At 71.3% G+C, this 16,976-nt stretch carries 13 protein-coding genes and 1 pseudogene; all 14 read left to right on the top strand.

Annotation, left to right across the window (positions count from 1 at the left end; all coding sequences use genetic code 11):
* Positions 1-214: 214 nt before the first annotated feature.
* On the top strand, positions 215-1,639 hold the full coding sequence (locus HPA01S_RS10495) for a YncE family protein (RefSeq protein ID WP_218005340.1): 1,425 nt from the start codon (positions 215-217) through the stop codon (positions 1,637-1,639).
* Between the two features lie 140 nt (positions 1,640-1,779).
* Positions 1,780-2,787 (top strand): heme/hemin ABC transporter substrate-binding protein, encoded by a 1,008-nt coding sequence (locus HPA01S_RS10490; protein ID WP_066269660.1) that lies wholly within the window; start codon positions 1,780-1,782, stop codon positions 2,785-2,787.
* Positions 2,784-3,848, top strand: a complete 1,065-nt coding sequence (locus HPA01S_RS10485) for a FecCD family ABC transporter permease (RefSeq protein ID WP_218005339.1) — start codon at positions 2,784-2,786, stop codon at positions 3,846-3,848. Before HPA01S_RS10490 ends, HPA01S_RS10485 begins: the two co-directional genes overlap by 4 nt.
* A complete protein-coding gene (locus HPA01S_RS10480) occupies positions 3,845-4,648 on the top strand; it encodes a heme ABC transporter ATP-binding protein (protein WP_084360603.1) in 804 nt (267 codons plus the stop codon). Before HPA01S_RS10485 ends, HPA01S_RS10480 begins: the two co-directional genes overlap by 4 nt.
* Positions 4,645-5,670, top strand: a complete 1,026-nt coding sequence (locus HPA01S_RS10475; RefSeq protein ID WP_084360602.1) for an alpha/beta hydrolase — start codon at positions 4,645-4,647, stop codon at positions 5,668-5,670. The genes HPA01S_RS10480 and HPA01S_RS10475 overlap by 4 nt, the downstream gene beginning before the upstream one ends.
* A 13-nt stretch (positions 5,671-5,683) precedes the next feature.
* Complete coding sequence (locus tag HPA01S_RS10470) at positions 5,684-6,931, top strand: MFS transporter (protein ID WP_066269658.1); 1,248 nt, start codon at positions 5,684-5,686, stop codon at positions 6,929-6,931.
* A gap of 31 nt (positions 6,932-6,962) precedes the next feature.
* A complete protein-coding gene (locus HPA01S_RS10465) occupies positions 6,963-8,258 on the top strand; it encodes an isochorismate synthase (RefSeq protein WP_084360601.1) in 1,296 nt (431 codons plus the stop codon).
* 33 nt (positions 8,259-8,291) lie between these two features.
* On the top strand, positions 8,292-8,939 hold the full coding sequence (locus HPA01S_RS10460) for an isochorismatase family protein (RefSeq protein WP_066269655.1): 648 nt from the start codon (positions 8,292-8,294) through the stop codon (positions 8,937-8,939).
* Positions 8,936-9,724 carry a 2,3-dihydro-2,3-dihydroxybenzoate dehydrogenase gene (locus HPA01S_RS10455; protein WP_066269653.1) on the top strand — a complete coding sequence of 263 codons (789 nt, stop codon included), beginning with the start codon at positions 8,936-8,938 and terminating at the stop codon, positions 9,722-9,724. Before HPA01S_RS10460 ends, HPA01S_RS10455 begins: the two co-directional genes overlap by 4 nt.
* A gap of 43 nt (positions 9,725-9,767) precedes the next feature.
* Positions 9,768-11,450: a (2,3-dihydroxybenzoyl)adenylate synthase gene (locus tag HPA01S_RS10450; protein WP_066269650.1), complete on the top strand. Its 1,683-nt coding sequence runs from the start codon at positions 9,768-9,770 to the stop codon at positions 11,448-11,450.
* Between the two features lie 16 nt (positions 11,451-11,466).
* A complete protein-coding gene (locus HPA01S_RS10445; RefSeq protein WP_084360600.1) occupies positions 11,467-11,727 on the top strand; it encodes a phosphopantetheine-binding protein in 261 nt (86 codons plus the stop codon).
* Complete coding sequence (locus HPA01S_RS10440; RefSeq protein ID WP_066269648.1) at positions 11,724-15,707, top strand: non-ribosomal peptide synthetase; 3,984 nt, start codon at positions 11,724-11,726, stop codon at positions 15,705-15,707. The genes HPA01S_RS10445 and HPA01S_RS10440 overlap by 4 nt, the downstream gene beginning before the upstream one ends.
* A complete protein-coding gene (locus HPA01S_RS10435; RefSeq protein ID WP_084360599.1) occupies positions 15,704-16,696 on the top strand; it encodes a Bug family tripartite tricarboxylate transporter substrate binding protein in 993 nt (330 codons plus the stop codon). The genes HPA01S_RS10440 and HPA01S_RS10435 overlap by 4 nt, the downstream gene beginning before the upstream one ends.
* A 65-nt stretch (positions 16,697-16,761) precedes the next feature.
* Positions 16,762-16,976, top strand: a pseudogene (locus HPA01S_RS10430) (amidohydrolase); the annotation flags it as partial.

Genomic DNA, 16,976 nt, shown 5'->3' with positions numbered 1-16,976 from the left:
ACTCGCCAAGTTTTCGTTACACTGCAGTGAATGCGAATTAATCTCATTAGTATCGCATCAGCACCCGACGCGGCATTTGCAACGCTCGCCGTCTCCGCCAGGCACCTTTTCCAATCTGGACAAGTCAGGCACCACTTCATGTGATGCCGGTCGGCGCAGGCAGCGGGCAACAGCCACGGGCGGGTTTCTTTTTTTTGATCCTGGAGCACCCTACATGGACGGCCGTCGTATTTCCTTCAAACAAACCGCTGCCCGCACTGCCATGCTGGCATCGCTGACCGTGCTGGTGGCGGCTTGCGCCTCCGCACCGTCGTTCGACACGCCCGACGCCGCCTTCTCCGGCCGCGTCGGCCTGGTCGAAACGCCCGTCGTCGTGCCCGGCACCCAGGTCAAGCTGGCCGGCAGCGACTTCAAGCCCGGCCAGGAAGTGCGCCTGTCCTACGGCGGCGCGGCACTGGGCCAGGGCCCGGTGGTCGTCGGTGCCGACGGCAAGTTCGCCACGCAGTTCACCGTGCCGGCCAATGCCCCGGTCGGCACCCACCCGGTGGTGGTGAGCGCCAGCAAGCCCGCTGCCGCCCTGATCCACAACCTGAAGGTTTCGCCCAACCTGCCGCTGTCGGGCCAGGACCGTTACAACGCCGCCTCGCAAAAGCTGGTGCCCGGCCTGTACCAGGCCGCTTACTCGGCCAAGACCGACCGCGTCTTCGTGACCGCCGCCGTGGGCCGCCCACCGGTGTCGCAATCGGAGCTGGTCAAGGTGAACGCGCAAACGCTGGCGATCGAAGCCCGCGTGACGCCGCCGGTCGCTCCCGCCGGCCCGGCCCGTCCTGGCGCTGCCGCACCGGCCGCTCCTGGCGTGTACGCGGTCTACGGCGTGGCCGTGGACGACACCAACGGCACCGTGTGGGTCACCAACACGCGCCAGAACACCGTCGCTGTGTACCGCCAGTCCGACCTCGCGCTGGTCAAGCAGTTCGACGTCGGCACCGTGAACCACGCCCGTGACGTGGTGATCGACGAAGCCCTGGGCAAGGCCTACGCCTCTGCCACCGGCACGCCGCGTGTCGTGGTGATCGACACCAAGACGCTGCAAGTAACGAAGACGATCGAGATCAAGACCGGCGTGCGCGGTGCGGACAAGAGCTTCTCGCCCATGAGCCTGGAACTCGACCGTGCCAACCACAAGCTCTACACCGTGAGCATGAGCACCGAAGAAGCCGCCGTGATCGACACGCGCAGCGACGCGGTGGAAAAGGTCTTCGTGGTCGAAGGTGCCAAGAGCGCTTCGGGCGTGGCGTTTGACGCCAAGACCAACCGCCTGGTGGTCGCTTCGCAAGGCAGCGACAACCTGGTGATCGTCGACGCGGCTTCGGGCAAGACCCTGCACGACGTCAAGGTCGGCGCCGGCGCGCTGAACGTGGCGATCGACCACAACCGTGGCCTGGCCTACGTGGCCAACCGTGGTTCGGGCACCGTGACCGTGGTCAGCCTGGACGGCAAGATCGTGGCCAACCTGGCCGGCGGCACCCTGCCCAACCACGTGATCGAAGACGGCAAGGGCTCGGTCTTCTCCGTCAACAAGGCACGTGGCGCGGAAGACCCGCTGGGCGACCGCATCACGCGCTTCACGCCGCGCTGAGTCCCAGCCACCGCACCGAGGCCCCTCGGGGCCTCGCCACCACATGCGCCCGGGACTCCAGTCCCTGGCGCATTTGGCGTTTCTTCTCCCCGCAGATGCGCGGCCTCCGGCAGCGCTGCCACACAAAAAAAGACCTCCCCATGGCTTCCTTCTCAATGCTCCGCCGCACGCTGCCGACCGCCTTGATGGCGGCCCTGGTCCTGGGCACATTCACACCCACCCTCAGCACCGCCCAGGCGCAGGCCCTGCCGGCCGGCTGGCTGGCCATTGCCGGCCCCGACGACGCACCCACGGTGCGCGCCCAGCCCCGGCTGCCGGTGCAGTTCGTGTCCGACGATGGCGCCACCGTGCGCATCACCGACGCCAGCCGCGTGTTTGCCGGCGGTGACGATGTGATCGACATCATGGAAGCCCTGGGCCTGGCCTCGCTGGTGCACGCCGCACCCACCAACTCCGTCACGGCCGCGGGCCGTGCCGCGACCCACCATTTCCTGTTCAACCGCACCACCGGCGCCGAAGGCATCCTGAGCCTGAACGGCACGCTGTTCGTGGGCAACAGCCTGCGCCGCCACGCCAAGCTGTCCGAGACCCTGCGCGGCACCGGCCTGCCGGCGGTCGTCATCGACGACGTGCAGCCGCTGCCCGCCAAGGTGCGCAAGGTCGCCGCCGTGTTCGGCCTGCAGGCCCAGGGCGAAACGCTCGCCACCAAACTGCAGAAGCAGCTCGACGAAGCCGCCGCCATCGGCAAGGCGCTGCCGCGCAAGCCGCGCGTGCTGCACGTTTCCGCCACCGGCGGCGGAGGCCGCCCGACCGTGGGCGGCAGGGACACCGCCGCGGCGCAGATGATCCGCCTGGCCGGTGGCATCAACGTCGGCGACGACGCCCAGGCCGCCGACTACACCGCGCTCAGCAACGAGGGCGTGGTCGTGGCCGCGCCCGACATCGTGCTCATCACGCGCAGCGACCTCGAAGCCTTCGGCGGTGAAGCCGGCCTCTGGCGCAACTACCCGACGCTGAAGCAGACACCGGCCGGCCAGGCCAACCGCATCTGGGTCATGCCCGATGAGCAGCTGAAGATCGTCGGCACGCACGCCGGCATCGGCGCCATCGCCATGGCCAAGGCCTTCAGCGACTTCGTCAAGCGGTGAGCACCGCCCTCACCTCCCCCACGCGCGGCGGCGTGCGCCGCCCGCCCGGCGCGCTGCTGGTCGTGGTGCTCACCGCGGTGCTGCTGGCGGTCATCGTGCTGTCTTTCGGCACCGGCCCGCTCAAGGTGGCGCCGGGTGACGTGCTGCGCATCGTGCTGGCGCGTTTCGGCCTGGCCGACGCCGACGGCCTGAGCACGCGCGACATCGCCGTGGTCTGGAACCTGCGCATTCCGCGCGCGCTGATGGGCGCGCTGGTGGGCGCCTCGCTGGCGCTGGCCGGTGCCGCCCTGCAGGGCCTGTTCGGCAACGCGCTGGCCGACCCCGGCGTGGTCGGCGTGAGCCAGGGCGCGGCCCTGGGTGCGGTCGGTGCCATCTCGCTCGGTGCCACCGCGCTGGGCGAGTGGACGGTGCCGGTCGCGGCCTTCGCCGGCGGCATCGCCGCCACCTCGCTGATCTACCTGCTGGCGCGCCCCGGGCGCGGCACCGGCACGGTCACGCTGCTGCTGGTGGGCATCGCCGTCGGCGCCGGCTGTTCGGCCGCCATCGGTTTCTTCACCTACCGCGCCAGCATGACGCAACTGCAGTCGCTGGTGTTCTGGCAGATGGGTTCGCTCGGCTCGGCCGACTGGCGTGCCGTCGGCGCCGTGCTGCCGGTGTTCCTGCTCGGCCTGATCGGCATGTTGATGCTGGCCACGCCGCTGGACATGCTGGCGCTCGGCGAACGCCAGGCGCAGCACATCGGGCTCGACGTCAAACGCACGCGCGCCCTGCTGGTGCTGTGCTCGGCGCTGCTGGTGGGCGCGGCCGTGGCCTTTGCCGGCACGGTCGGTTTCGTCGGCCTGGTGGTGCCGCACGTGGTGCGCATGATGGCCGGGCCGCGCCACCGCTGGCTGCTGCCGCTGGCGGCGCTGGCCGGCGCGATCCTGATCGTCACCGCCGACACCGCCGCGCGCACGCTCAGCCCGCCGTCGGAGATTCCGCTCGGCCTGTTCTCTGCCGCGCTCGGCGCACCGTTCTTCCTCTGGCTGGTGCTGCGCCAGAAACCGGGAGGCGCACGATGAGCACCAACCCCACCCACACCGCCGCAAGCGCCAACGCCACCCTGCTGGTGCTGGAGAACGCGGGTTATGCGATCGAAGGCAAGGCGCTGGTCGAAGGCGTGTCGCTGGCGTTCGCGCCCGGCACGCTGACCGCGCTGGTCGGCCCCAACGGCGCCGGCAAGTCCACCCTGCTCGGCCTGATCGCCGGCGATCTGAAACCCACGCAAGGTCAGGCCCGGCTGCACGGCCGCCCCATCGGCGGCTGGCGCGTGCGCGAGCTCGCGCTGCAGCGCTCGGTGCTGCCGCAAGACCACTCGGTGCGTTTTGCCTTCAGCGTGCGTGAGGTCGTGGCCATGGGCCGCCTGCCGCACCCGCCCGACCCGGAGCGCGACGAAGCCATCGTCGACAACGCGCTCGACACCGCCGACATCCGCCGCCTGGCCGACCGCGAGGTGCCCTCGCTGTCGGGTGGCGAAGCCGCGCGCACCGCGTTTGCGCGTGTGCTCACGCAGCAGACGCCGCTGGTGCTGCTGGACGAACCCACCGCCGCGCTCGACCTGCAGCACCAGGAAAGCCTGTTGCGCAGCGCGCGTGGCCTGGCGCGTGAAGGCGCCTGCGTGATCGCCGTGCTGCACGACCTCAACCTCGCCTCGGCCTACGCCGACCGCGTGGTGGTGCTGAGCCAGGGCCGCGTGGCCGCCGACGGCACGCCGCGCGAGGTCTTCACGCGCGAGCGCATCCAGAGCGTGTACCGCCAGCCGGTCGCGGTGATCGAACACCCGACCCGCGGCATTCCCCTTGTTGTGACCATCGACCCATGAACACACCACCCCTGCAACCGCAGCGCCGCGCGCTGCTGCTGGCCCTGGCCGCAGGTGGCCTGCAAGCCTGCGCCGGCCAACCCGCCGCGCCCGCCCAGCCCGCCAAGGCCCCCGCCATGCCCGACCTGTCCAGCTACTCCCTGAACCGCCCTGTCGAGACCACGGTGGCCGACAGCGACTCGCCGCACTACCGCTTCGACAAGTTCAGCCTCGACTCGGCCGACGGCAAGCGCCACTACCGCGTGCAGCTCGCCATCCCGAAGGCGCCGCCGCCCGCGGCCGGTTACCCGCTGCTGGTCATGCTCGACGGCAACGCCGCGCTGGCCGCGCTCACGCCCGAGCAACTCGCCGGCATGGCCGCCAGCGGCCGGCCGCTGGCGATTGCCGCGCTGGGTTACGAAACCCCGCTGGGCGTGGACGTGGAGGCGCGCTCCTTCGACTACACGCCGCCGGTGCCGGGTGAAGACCCGACCTGGGACGACCGCGACCGCAACCGCCTGGGCGGCGGTGCCGAGCTGTTCCTCGACCTGTACGAACAGAAGATCCAGCCCGAGCTGCAACGCCGCCTCGCCTACGACCCGGCGCGCAGCACGCTCTGGGGCCATTCCTACGGCGGCCTGCTGGCGCTCTACACCTTGTTCACGCGGCCGCAGTTGTTCCCGCGTTACGCCTCGGCCGACCCCTCGTTGTGGTGGCACGAAGGCTTCATGCTGGAGCAGGAAAAACGCGCCGTGGCGCTGCCCACCACCGCCGCCGGCACCAGCCTGCTGCTGATGGCCGGCAGCGCCGGCCTGGACGTGCAGGCCGAGACCCGCGCCCTGCGCCCCGGCCTGGACCCGGCCGTGGTGCTGGCCGCTCGCGAGCGCCGCCGCGCCGTGCCGCCCGACGCCACCGAAAAGCTGGGCCAGCGCCAGGCCGCCCGCACCGGCATGAGCGTGGACTGGCGGCCCTTCCCGGGCGTGAGCCACGGCCCGATGCGCCCGACCTCGATCCCGCCCACGCTGCTCTTCGCAGCCCGTTAAGACCTGGACTGCCATGAGCGCCGACCTCACCACCCCCGGCCCCGCCGCCACCACGCCCCCCGCGGCCGGACCGGCCCTGCGGCTGACTCCGCTGCTGTTCGCCGCCCTCGCCGGCACCATGGCCATGATGGCCTACGTGGCCGTGATCGGACCGGCGGCGCGCCAGCTCGGCCTGCCCGAATGGGTGGCCGGCCTGTCGATCACCGCCGGGGGGTTCTTCTGGATGGCGCTGGCGCGCTGGTGGGGTGGCGTGAGCGACCGGCACGGCCGCAAGCGCGTGCTGCTGGCTGGCTTCTGCGTCTTCACGCTCACCTACCTGGTGCTGGCGGTCGGCATCGACCTCGCGCTGCACCAGAAAATCGGCGCGCTCGCCGCCACCGTGCTGCTGATCGCCACGCGTTCGCTCATCGGTGGTTTCTACGCCGCCGTGCCGCCCTCGGCCGCGGCCTTCATCGCCGACCACACCACACCGGCCGAGCGCCCCTCGCGCATGGCCAAGCTGGGCACCGCCAACGCCGTCGGCATGGTGGCCGGCCCGGCCGTGGCCGGTGGCATTGCCGCCTACGACCTCAGCCTGGCGCTGTACGCCGCGGCCGCCCTGCCGGCCATCGCCATGCTGGTGGTCTGGTTCGGCCTGCCGCAACAGGCCGCGCCCGCCGCCACGGGCGGCCCCAAGCCCAAGACCAGCGTGACCCTGTTCGACCCGCGCCTGCGCCTGGCCAGCCTGACCGCGCTGATCGGCATGTCGGCGGTGGCCGTGGCCCAGGTGCTGGTCGGCTTCTTCGCCATCGACCGCCTCGGCCTGGAGCCGCAGGCCGGTGCACGCACCGCCGGCCTGGCGCTGGCCGCCGTCGGCGTGGCGCTGATCGTCTCGCAGCAGTTCGTGATGCGCCTGAAGCAGGTGCCGCTGAACCGCTGGGTCTGGGTCGGCGCGCTGATCGCCGGCAGCGGCTTCAGTGGTGTGGTGCTGGTGCAGTCGCAGGCCACGCTGCTGGCCTGTTATGGCGTGGCCGCGTTCGGCATGGGTTTCATCTTCCCGTCCTTCCAGGCCATGGCCGCCAACGCGGTGCAGAAGCACGAGCAAGGCGCGGCCGCCGGCACGGTCTCTGCCGCGCAGGGCCTGGGCATGGTGCTGTCGCCGCTGGCCGGCACCCTGCTCTACCGCATCGCGCCCGCGGCCCCGTACCTGATCGTCGGCGGGCTGCTGCTGTGCCTGTCCTTGTACGTCGCCACGCGCCCGGCCGCACCCACCGCGCACTGAAAACCAGCCGCCACATTTCTTCGGGGAAACCATGTTGTCGTCCATCGAACTGCCTTCCACCCGCACCGAAGCCGAACCCGTGCGCGCACCGCTGAGCAATCTGCTGGCCGCCTACCGCGCCGGTGACAGCCTGTTTGCATCGCCCCTGGGCTCGCGCCTGGGCCAGGGCGTGGCCTGCGCGCTCGGCGCAGACGCCGCCAGTGCCGGCGCACCCGCGCAAGCCGACGGCCGCGCCCAGGCCGCGGCCCGCCTGACGCGCCGCGCCAGTGCACTGCTGCAACACGCACAAGACACGCTGGGCATCGCCGAGCCGGTGCTGATGGGCGCCGTGCCCTTCGACGTGCGCCAGCCGGCGCGCCTGGTGGTGCCCCGCACGCTGCTGCTCGGCGAGGCCGCGCAGGCCGAACTGCTGGCCAGTGACGACGCCGCCGCGCGCCCGCCCGCCACCGCACCACGCAACGTGTGCCCCGAGCCCGTGCCCGAGGCCTATGAAGCCGCGGTGACCGATGCCCTGGCGCGTTTCGCCCGCGGCGAACTGGACAAGGTGGTGCTGGCGCGCACCCTGCGCGTGGCCCTGCAGGCCGCACCCGACCGCGCCGCCCTGCTGCGCCGCCTGGCGGCGCGCAACACGCGCGGCTACACCTATGCCGTGGCCTTGCAGGACGCGGCACAGGCCGCCGCCGAAGGCCTGGCCGAACCGGCGGCCTTCATCGGCGCCACGCCCGAACTGCTGGTGCGGCGTTTCGGCAACCGCGTGGTGGTCAACCCGTTGGCCGGCTCGGCCGCGCGCAGCGCCGACCCGGAACGCAACGAAGCCATCGGCGCCGCGCTGCTGCGTTCGCCCAAAGACCGGCACGAACACGCGCTGGTGATCGACGCCGTGGCCCAGGCCCTGCGCCCGCTGTGCCGCACCCTCGACGTGCCCGCCGCGCCCGAGCTGGTGGCGACCGACGCGCTGTGGCACCTGTCGACCACGCTGGTGGGCGAACTGGCCGACCCGGCCACCACCTCGCTCGACCTGGCGCTCGCCCTGCACCCGACACCGGCGGTCTGCGGCTTCCCGGCCGACCAGGCCTTCGCCGCCATCGACGCACTGGAGAGTTTCGACCGCGGCTTCTTCGCCGGCTTCGTCGGCTGGTGCGACGCGAAGGGCGACGGCGAATGGGCCGTGGCCCTGCGCTGCGCCGAACTGCGCGGCACCGCCGTGCGCCTGTATGCCGGCGCCGGCATCGTCGCCGGCTCGGTGCCGGCGTCCGAAGCGCTGGAGACCGGCACCAAATTCCGCACCATGCTGAGCGCGCTCGGCCTGGGCAGCGCGCTCGACTGAGCACATCCCCATTCTTCCAATTCCATCCGACCCATGAGCATTCCCGTCATCGCGCCCTACGCCCTGCCCCAGGACCCGATTGCCAACCGCGTCAGCTGGACGCCCGACCCGAAGCGCGCCGTGCTGCTGGTGCACGACATGCAGGCCTATTTCCTGAACAAGTTCGACACCACGCAGGCCCCGGTGCCGCAGCTGGTCGCCAACGCGCGCACGCTGCGCGATGCCTGCGACGCCGCCGGCGTGCCGGTGTTCTACACCGCACAACCGACCGAGCAGCCCGCGGGCGACCGCGCCCTGCTCAACGACTTCTGGGGCCCGGGCCTGACGCAGCCGCAGTTCCATGCCGAGCAACCGGTGGTGGACGAACTCGCGCCGCGCGCACACGACACGGTGCTGACCAAGTGGCGCTACAGCGCCTTCCAGCGCTCCGACCTCGCCGAACGCATGAAGGCGCTGGGGCGCGACCAGCTCATCATCTGTGGCATCTACGCGCACATCGGCTGCATGGCAACCGCGCTGGAAGCCTTCATGCGCGACATCCAGCCCTTCCTAGTGATCGACGCGGTGGCCGACTTCTCGCTCGCCGAGCATGAGATGGCGGTCAACTACGTCTCGCGCCGTTGCGGCGCCAGCCTCACGCTGGCGCAGGTGCGGGCCTCGCTGCAGGCGGTGACCGCATGAGCCCCGCGCAGGCCGAGTTCCGCGGCGAACACGTGTTGATCACCGGCGCCGCCGGTGGCATCGGCGCCGCGCTCGCCGCCCGCCTGCTGGCACAGGGCGCGCGCGTGACCGCGCTCGACCTCGACGCCGGCGGCCTGCAGGCCTTGATGGCCCACGCCAGCGCGCCCGACCAGTTGTTCACGCAGGCGCTCGACGTCAGCGACTCGCACGCGGTGAACGCCGCCGTGGCTGATGCCGAAGCGCGCCTGGGCCCGATCGAGCGCCTGGCCTGCGTGGCCGGTGTGCTGCAGATGGGCCGCGTGATCGACCTCGACGACGCGCAGTGGTCGCGCACGCTGGCGATCAACGCCGGTGGTGTGTTCAACACCTGCCGCGCCGTGGCGCGCCGCATGGTGCCGCGCCGGCGCGGTGCCATCGTCAACGTGAGTTCCAACGCGGCCAGCACGCCGCGCGCCTCCATGGCCGCCTACGCCGCGTCCAAGGCGGCGGTGACACAGCTCAGCCGCTGCCTGGCGCTGGAACTGGCCGAACACGGCATCCGCTGCAACACCGTCTCGCCCGGCTCCACCGACACTGAGATGCAGCGCGCCATGTGGCGCCAGGGCTCGTCGCGCGACGCGGTGATTGCCGGTGACGCGGCCAGCTACCGCCTCGGCATTCCGCTGCGCAAGATCGCCGAGCCCGACGACATCGTCGAGTCCATCCTGTTCCTGCTGTCCGACCGCGCCGGCCACATCACGCTGCACGACCTGCGCGTGGACGGCGGCGCCACGCTGGACCAGTGAGCACCGTTTCCCCATAAAAAAGAGAAGCCCCAAGAGCAACCCCATGAGCACCACCGACACCCTGATCCCCCTGCAGCAGACCTGGCCGGCCGCCTTCGTGCAGCGTTACCGCGACGCCGGTTACTGGCGCGGCGAAACCTTCCCCGGCTTCATGCGCGAACGCGCCACGCAGTTTGCCGAGCGCACCGCCATCGTCGGCGGTGACGAGCGCTGGAGCTACGCCGAACTCTGGCAACGCGCCGAGACCGCGGCCGCCGGTTTCCTGGCGCTGGGTCTGCAACCGGGTGACCGCGTGATCGTGCAACTGGGCAACATCGCCAGCTTCTACAGCGTGGTGTTCGGCCTGTTCCGCGCCGGCCTGGTGCCGGTGTACGCGCTGCCCGCGCACCGCATCGTCGAGCTGAGCCACTTCGCCGCCAAGTCGCAGGCCGCGGCCTACGTGGCGGCGCAAGACCTCGACGGCTTCGACTACCGCCCGCTGGCGCGTGAGCTGCAGGCCCAGGCGCCCGACCTGCGCCACGTGGTGATCGTCGGTGACGACGCCGCCGAGTTCCACGCACTCAACCGTTTCACGCCCGATGCCGCGCGCCTGCCCGCGCAGGACCCGGACCCGCAGTCGGTCGCCTTCCTGCAGATCTCGGGCGGCAGCACCGGCCTGTCCAAGCTGATCCCGCGCACGCACGACGACTACATCTACAGCTTCCGCGCCAGCAACGAACTCTGCGGCATCCGCGCCGACACGCGTTACCTGATCGCGCTGCCGGCCGCGCACAACTTCCCCATGAGCTCGCCCGGTGCCATGGGTGTGCTGTACGCCGGTGGCACGGTGGTGCTGTCGCGCTCGACCTCGCCAGACACCGCCTTCGCCACCATCGCGCGCGAAGGCGTGACCGACCTCGGCCTGGTGCCGCCGCTGGCCCTGCTGTGGGCGCAGGCGGCCGAAAAGACACCGCACGACCTGAGCAGTCTGCGCGTGGTGCAGGTGGGTGGTGCCAAGCTCACCACCGAAGCCGCGCGGCGCGTGGTTGCCGGCCTCAAGTGCCGGCTGCAGCAGGTCTTCGGCATGGCCGAGGGCCTGGTCAACTACACCCGCCTCGACGACGACGAGGCCACCGTGCTCAACACCCAGGGCCGCCCGATCAGCCCCGACGACGAGGTGCTGGTGGTGGACGACCAGGGCCAGCCGGTGCCCGACGGCCAGCCGGGTTACCTGCTCACGCGTGGGCCGTACACCATCCGCCGGTACCACAACGACGACAGCGCCAACGCACGCTCCTTCACCGACGACGGTTACTACCGCACCGGCGACATCGTGGTGCGCAGCGCCGGTGGTTACCTCACGGTGCAGGGCCGCGCCAACGACCACATCAACCGCGCCGGCGAAAAGATCTCGGCCGAAGAGGTGGAAGACCACCTGCTGGCCCACCCGCAGGTGTTCGACGCCGCGGTGGTCTCCATCCCCGACACCTTCCTCGGTGAGCGCAGCTGCGCCTTCATCATCCCGCGCGGCGAGAAGCCACGCAGCCCGGCCCTCAAGGCCTGGATGCGCGAGCGTGGCCTGGCCGCCTTCAAGGTGCCGGACCAGATCGTCTTCGTGACCGCCTTCGACACCACCGCGGTCGGCAAGACCAGCCGCAAGGAACTGCGCGCACGCCTGCGCGCCGAGCTGCTGCAGGCAGAACAAGAAGCCGCTGCTGCCGCCCACCCCGCGTCCCCCGCCGCCTGATCGCACGAGCTTTCCCATGAACACCCCGAACACCTCCGCCGCCCCCCATTCGCTGGAAGCCCTGCACGCCCAGATCGCGCGTGCCGTCAACGAAGACCCTTCCGAGATCGGCCTCGACGACGACCTGCAGGACTGGGGCCTCGATTCGCTGCGCCTGCTCAACCTGGTGATCACCTGGAACGAGGCCGGCCTGCAGCTCGACATGTCCGAACTCGCCGGCCAGCTCACGCTCAACGCGTTGTGGAAGGTGGTGAGCGAGCGGCAGGCGCGCGCATGACACCTGGCGACGCTCCCGCGCAGGCCACGGTCTGGCCGCTGACCGAGGCCCAGGCCGGCCTCTGGTACGCCCAGCAACTGGCACCCCACAACCCGAGCTTCAACACCGCGCACGCGCTGTGGATCCACGGTGCCCTGAACGTGCCCGCCTTTGCCGCCGCCGCCGACCAGGCGGTGCGCGAGGCGCAGTCCTTGTCGCTCGCCATGCGCCAGGGCAGCGCCGGCCCCGAGCAGTGGCTGGACGTGGCGCGCACGCCATGGCTGGAACAGCTTGACCTGGCTGCGCAGGCAGATCCCACGGCCGCCGCCCGCGCCGCGATGGCGGCCGACATGGACACCCCCATCGACCCCACGCGCCAGGCGCTGGCGCGCCAGTGCCTCTACCGCCTGGGCCCGGACCGCTTCGTCTGGTACCAGCGCGCGCACCACCTGGCCAACGACGGTTACGGCATGGCCCTGTGGACCACCCGCGTGTGCGAGCTGTACGCCAGCGCCACCCACGTGGACGACGGCCACACGCCGGCGCCGCCGGTGCCGGCCCCGCTCGGCGCGCTGCAGGCCGTGGTGGACGAAGACCAGGCCTACCGACAGAGCGAACGCCGCACCACCGACGCCACACACTGGCGCGAGGCCTTCACGCCCCTGCCCGAAGTGGCCGGCATGGCCGCCGGGCGCGCCGTCAGCGCCCACCACTGCCACCGCCGCGTGTCACGCCTGGAACCCACGCTGTGCGCGCGCCTGCTGGACCTGGCGCGCCGCCTCGAACAGACCTGGCCCGACCTGCTGACCGCGCTCACCGCGCTGTACTGCCAGCGCATGGCCGCCGCCACGCAGACCGTCATCGGCGTGCCCTACATGGGCCGCCTGGGCAGCGCCAGCGCGCGCGCCACCGCCACCGTGATGAACGTGTTGCCGCTGCGCGTGGCGCCCACGCCCGGCATGGCGCTGGACGGGTTCATCCGCACGCTGGCCAAGACGCAGATGCGCGCACGCCGCCACGGCCGTTACCGCAGCGAGCAGTTGCGGCGCGACCTTGCCCTGCTCGGCGGCCAGCGCCGCCTGCACGGTGCGCTGGTCAACGTGCAGCCCTTCTACAAACCGGTGGTGCTGGCCGGCGTGCACGCCGAGCTGGAGATCCTGGGCACCGGCCCGATCGACGACATCACCATCGGCTTCCGCGGCGACGGCACGCAGCAGCTTGATCTGGAAATCGAAGCCAACCCGGACCTGTACAGCCTGGCCAGTGTCGAAGCGCACCTGGCGCGCCTGCCGGCTTTTCTGGAAGCCGCGCTGAGCGCGCAACAGGTGGACGACATGCCGCTGGCCAGCCCGGCCGAAACACAGCGCCACCTGTTCACCATCAACGCCACCGAACACCCGGTGCCAGACACCACGCTGGTGGCGCTGATGGAAGCCACCATGGCGCGCGACCCGCACGCCGTGGCGCTGGAGTTTGAAGGCCGAACGCTGAGCTACGCCGAGCTGGACCAGCGCACCCGCGCACTGGCCGAGGCGCTGCGCGCGCGCGGCGTGTGTGCCGACCAGCTGGTGGCCGTGGCGCTGCCGCGTTCGCTGGAGCTGTTGGTTGCCCTGGTGGCGGTGCAACGCGCCGGGGGCGCCTACCTGCCGCTGGACCTGGCCCACCCGCCGGAACGGCTGGCGCGTGTGCTCGCCTTGTCGAAGCCGCTGTGTGCGCTGGTGCGCGCCGATGACGCGGCCCTGCTGCCCACCACCTTGCCTTGCCTCAGCCCTGAACAGTGGCCCGAGGAGCCCAGCGGCGAGAACCTGCCCGCCGTGCAGCCACAGCACGCGGCCTACGTGATCTACACCTCGGGCTCCACCGGCGAACCCAAGGGCGTGCTGATCGAACACCGCGCCATCGTCAACCGGCTGGAGTGGATGCGCCAGCACTACGGCTTCGAGCCGGGCGAGCGCATCCTGCAGAAAACCCCGGCCACCTTCGACGTGTCGGTGTGGGAGTTTTTCCTGCCGCTGATCACCGGCTGCACGCTGGTGATCGCACCGCCCGAGGCGCACCGCGACCCGGCCTGGCTGGCGCGCATCCTGCGCGAGCAGCGCATCGGCACCTGCCACTTCGTGCCCTCCATGCTGGCGGCCTTCCTGGCCGACCCGGGCGCGCGCGGCCAACGCCTGCAGCGCATCTTCTGCAGCGGCGAAGAGCTGCCGGCCTCGCTGCGCGACCGCCTGCACGCCACGCTGAGCAGCGAGCTGCACAACCTGTACGGCCCGACCGAAGCCGCGGTGGACGTGAGTTACTGGCCGGCCAGCGCAGACGACCATTCGCTGCCGGTGCCGATCGGCCTGCCGGTCTGGAACACCACGCTCTACGTGCTCGACGAGCAGATGCGCCCGCTGCCACCCGGCGTGGCCGGCGACCTGTACCTCGGCGGCGTGCAGCTGGCGCGGGGTTACCTGGGCCGCGACGACCTCACCGCCGAACGTTTCCTGCCCGACCCGCACCGCCCCGGCCAGCGCATCTACAAAACCGGCGACCTGGCGCGCTGGCGCGAGGAAGACGGCGCCGTGGTCTTCCTCGGCCGCAGCGACCACCAGGTGAAGCTGCGTGGCCTGCGCATCGAGCTGGGCGAGATCGAGGCCGCCATCACCGCGTCCAGCGCGCTGGTGCAGCGGGCCGAGGTGATGCTGCGCGATCAGCGCCTGGTGGCCTACGTGCAGCCGGGCGACGACTACGACAGCGCCCGCCTGCGCGCGCAGGTGGCCGCGCGTGTGCCCGACTACATGGTGCCCGGCGCCTTCGTCGAACTGCGCGACTGGCCGGTGACCGCCAACGGCAAGCTCGACCGCGGCGCCCTGCCCGCACCCACAGCGCCAACCGCCGATGGCCGCGCCGCCGACACAGAGACCGAACAGGCGCTGGCCCGCCTGTTCACCGAAGTGCTCGGCCTGGATGCCGACGCGCCACTGCCCGGCGCCGATGCCGACTTCTTCGACCTCGGCGGCGACTCGCTCAAGGCCGTGGCCCTGCTGCAGCGCATGCAGGAACACTGGCAACGCAACCCCGGCCTGGGCACGCTGTTCGCCACGCCCACCGTGGCCGCGCTGGCCGCCACGCTCGACGCCGAAGAAGTGCGCTTCGACAGCGGCCTGGCGCCGCTGATCCAGCTCGCCGCGGGCGACCCGGCGCAGGCGCCGCTGTTCGTCATCCACCCTGCCGGCGGCATCGCCTGGGGCTACCGGCACCTGGCACGCGCACTGGCCCGGCCGGCGCAAGGCCCGTCGCGCAGCGTGTTCGGCCTGCAGTCGCCCGCGCTCGCGCCCGACCAGCCCTTGCCACAGAGCATCGACGCGCTGGCGCGCGAGTACGCCCAACGTGTGCTGGCGGTGCAGCCGCGTGGGCCGATCCACCTGCTGGGCTGGTCGGTCGGCGGCATCCTGGCGCAGGCCATGGCAGTGGTGCTGCAGGAACAGGGCCACGACGTCGGCCTGGTTGCCATGCTCGACGCCTACCCGGCCGACGTCTGGCGCGCCGAGCCCGAACCCACGCCCATGCAGGCGCTGCGCGCCCTGCTCGCGATTGCCGGCCACGACCCCGAAGGCCACCCCGAACTCACCACGCGCGAAGCGGTGGTGGACTTCCTGCGCGCGGGCGACACCGCACTTGGCCACCTGCCGGCCGAAGCGCTGGAAGGTGTGGTGCGCGTGGTGACCGACACCAACCGCCTGATCCGCCAGCACCCGCACCGCCGCTACGCCGGCCGCCTGCTGCACGTGCGCGCCGGCCTCGACCACGCAGACAAGCCGCAGTTGCAGGCGCGCGACTGGCTGGCCTACGCACAACAACTGGACACGCTGGAAGTGCCGATGCTGCACGCCCACATGACCGGCCCCGAGGCCAGCGCGCTGCTGGCACCGGCGCTGATGCAGCACCTGCAAGCCAACGGCGCAGCTGCCGCGTCCACCGCCCCTGCTTCACCCACCCTGGAGACCACCACGCCATGAGCACCCGCACCCGTCTGTTCAAGCACCTCCTTGCCTTGGCCGCCCTGTCCACGCTGTGTGTGGCGGCGGGCGCCGCGGCAGCCGCCGATGCGTTCCCGAGCAAGGCCATCACGCTGATCGTCAACGGTGGCCCGGGCTCCCTGCCCGACAGTTTTGCGCGCCCGCTGGCCGACAAGCTGCGGGTGGCGCTGGGCCAGGCGGTGGTGGTGGACAACCGGCCCGGCGCCGGTGGCATGGTGGCGCTGCAGACGCTGAAGAACAGCCCGCCCGACGGCCACACCCTGGCCATCGTGACCAACGCCCACCTGGTCTGGAACCCCTTCGTCTTCCCCAAGCTCAGCTACGACCCGCAGGCCGACCTGCTGCCGGTGAGCCCGATTGCGGTGATCCCGATGGCCCTGGCGGTCAACCCCAGGCTGCCGGTGAACTCGCTCGAAGACCTGGTGCGGCTGGCCAAGCAGAAGCCGGGCGAGCTGAACTACGCCTCGTCTTCCAGCGGCAGCCCGCCGCATGTGTTGTTCGAGATGTTCAAGGCGCAGTCGGGCACCAGCATCGTGCACATCCCCTACAAGACCGGCACCGATGCATTGACCTCGGTGATCACCAACGACACGCAGATCTACCTGGCCGGCACCTCGCTGGTGGACCCGATGGTGAAGGACGGCCGCCTGCGCGTGCTGGCCGTGAGCCCGGCCATCAACAGCCAGACCCTGGCCGGCGTGCCAAGCTTCGAGTCCCGCGGCTACAAGGGTTTTGACGGCGCGGTCTGGCTCGGCGTGGTCTCCAACAAGGGTGTGCCGACGGCCACCGTGGAACGCCTGAACCGCGAGATCGGCACGGCCTTGCAGGACCCGGCCATCCTCAAGGCCTTCGATCTGCACGGCTCGCTGCCGTACCATGCCTCGCCGGCCGCGTTCGCCGAGCGCATCGCAGCCGACCGCGTGCTGTGGACCCCGATCCTGCAGAAGCTGCAGCTCACACCCAACTGAATTTTTTTGCCGCCGCCGCGGCGCGCCCACGCGCCCTTCTCCACCACAACAACACCGAGCGCCCCATGAAACTGATTCCCGCCATCGAACAGCAAGCCGACTACCTGCAGTCCGTGCGCCGCGACATCCACGCCCACCCCGAGCTCGCGTTCGAAGAAACCCGCACCGCCGACCTGGTGGCCAAGCTGCTCACGCAGTGGGGCATTCCGGTGCACCGCGGCCTGGGCAAGACCGGCGTGGTCGGCATCGTGAAAGGCCGCAACGCATCCACGCGTGCGGT

The organism is Hydrogenophaga palleronii NBRC 102513 (assembly GCF_001571225.1).
GTDB lineage: Bacteria > Pseudomonadota > Gammaproteobacteria > Burkholderiales > Burkholderiaceae_C > Hydrogenophaga > Hydrogenophaga palleronii.
Note: the sequence above shows the minus strand (reverse complement) of the source record. Positions and strands in the feature narration are given on the sequence as shown.

Excerpts from the sequence above, each read along its gene's own strand:
- HPA01S_RS10495 (WP_218005340.1), top strand. The coding sequence starts at position 215 with ATGGACGGCCGTCGTATTTCCTTCAAACAAACCGCTGCCCGCACTGCC.
- HPA01S_RS10490 (WP_066269660.1), top strand. The coding sequence starts at position 1,780 with ATGGCTTCCTTCTCAATGCTCCGCCGCACGCTGCCGACCGCCTTGATG.
- HPA01S_RS10480 (WP_084360603.1), top strand. The coding sequence starts at position 3,845 with ATGAGCACCAACCCCACCCACACCGCCGCAAGCGCCAACGCCACCCTG.
- HPA01S_RS10475 (WP_084360602.1), top strand. The coding sequence starts at position 4,645 with ATGAACACACCACCCCTGCAACCGCAGCGCCGCGCGCTGCTGCTGGCC.
- HPA01S_RS10470 (WP_066269658.1), top strand. The coding sequence starts at position 5,684 with ATGAGCGCCGACCTCACCACCCCCGGCCCCGCCGCCACCACGCCCCCC.
- HPA01S_RS10465 (WP_084360601.1), top strand. The coding sequence starts at position 6,963 with ATGTTGTCGTCCATCGAACTGCCTTCCACCCGCACCGAAGCCGAACCC.
- HPA01S_RS10460 (WP_066269655.1), top strand. The coding sequence starts at position 8,292 with ATGAGCATTCCCGTCATCGCGCCCTACGCCCTGCCCCAGGACCCGATT.
- HPA01S_RS10455 (WP_066269653.1), top strand. The coding sequence starts at position 8,936 with ATGAGCCCCGCGCAGGCCGAGTTCCGCGGCGAACACGTGTTGATCACC.
- HPA01S_RS10450 (WP_066269650.1), top strand. The coding sequence starts at position 9,768 with ATGAGCACCACCGACACCCTGATCCCCCTGCAGCAGACCTGGCCGGCC.
- HPA01S_RS10445 (WP_084360600.1), top strand. The coding sequence starts at position 11,467 with ATGAACACCCCGAACACCTCCGCCGCCCCCCATTCGCTGGAAGCCCTG.
- HPA01S_RS10440 (WP_066269648.1), top strand. The coding sequence starts at position 11,724 with ATGACACCTGGCGACGCTCCCGCGCAGGCCACGGTCTGGCCGCTGACC.
- HPA01S_RS10435 (WP_084360599.1), top strand. The coding sequence starts at position 15,704 with ATGAGCACCCGCACCCGTCTGTTCAAGCACCTCCTTGCCTTGGCCGCC.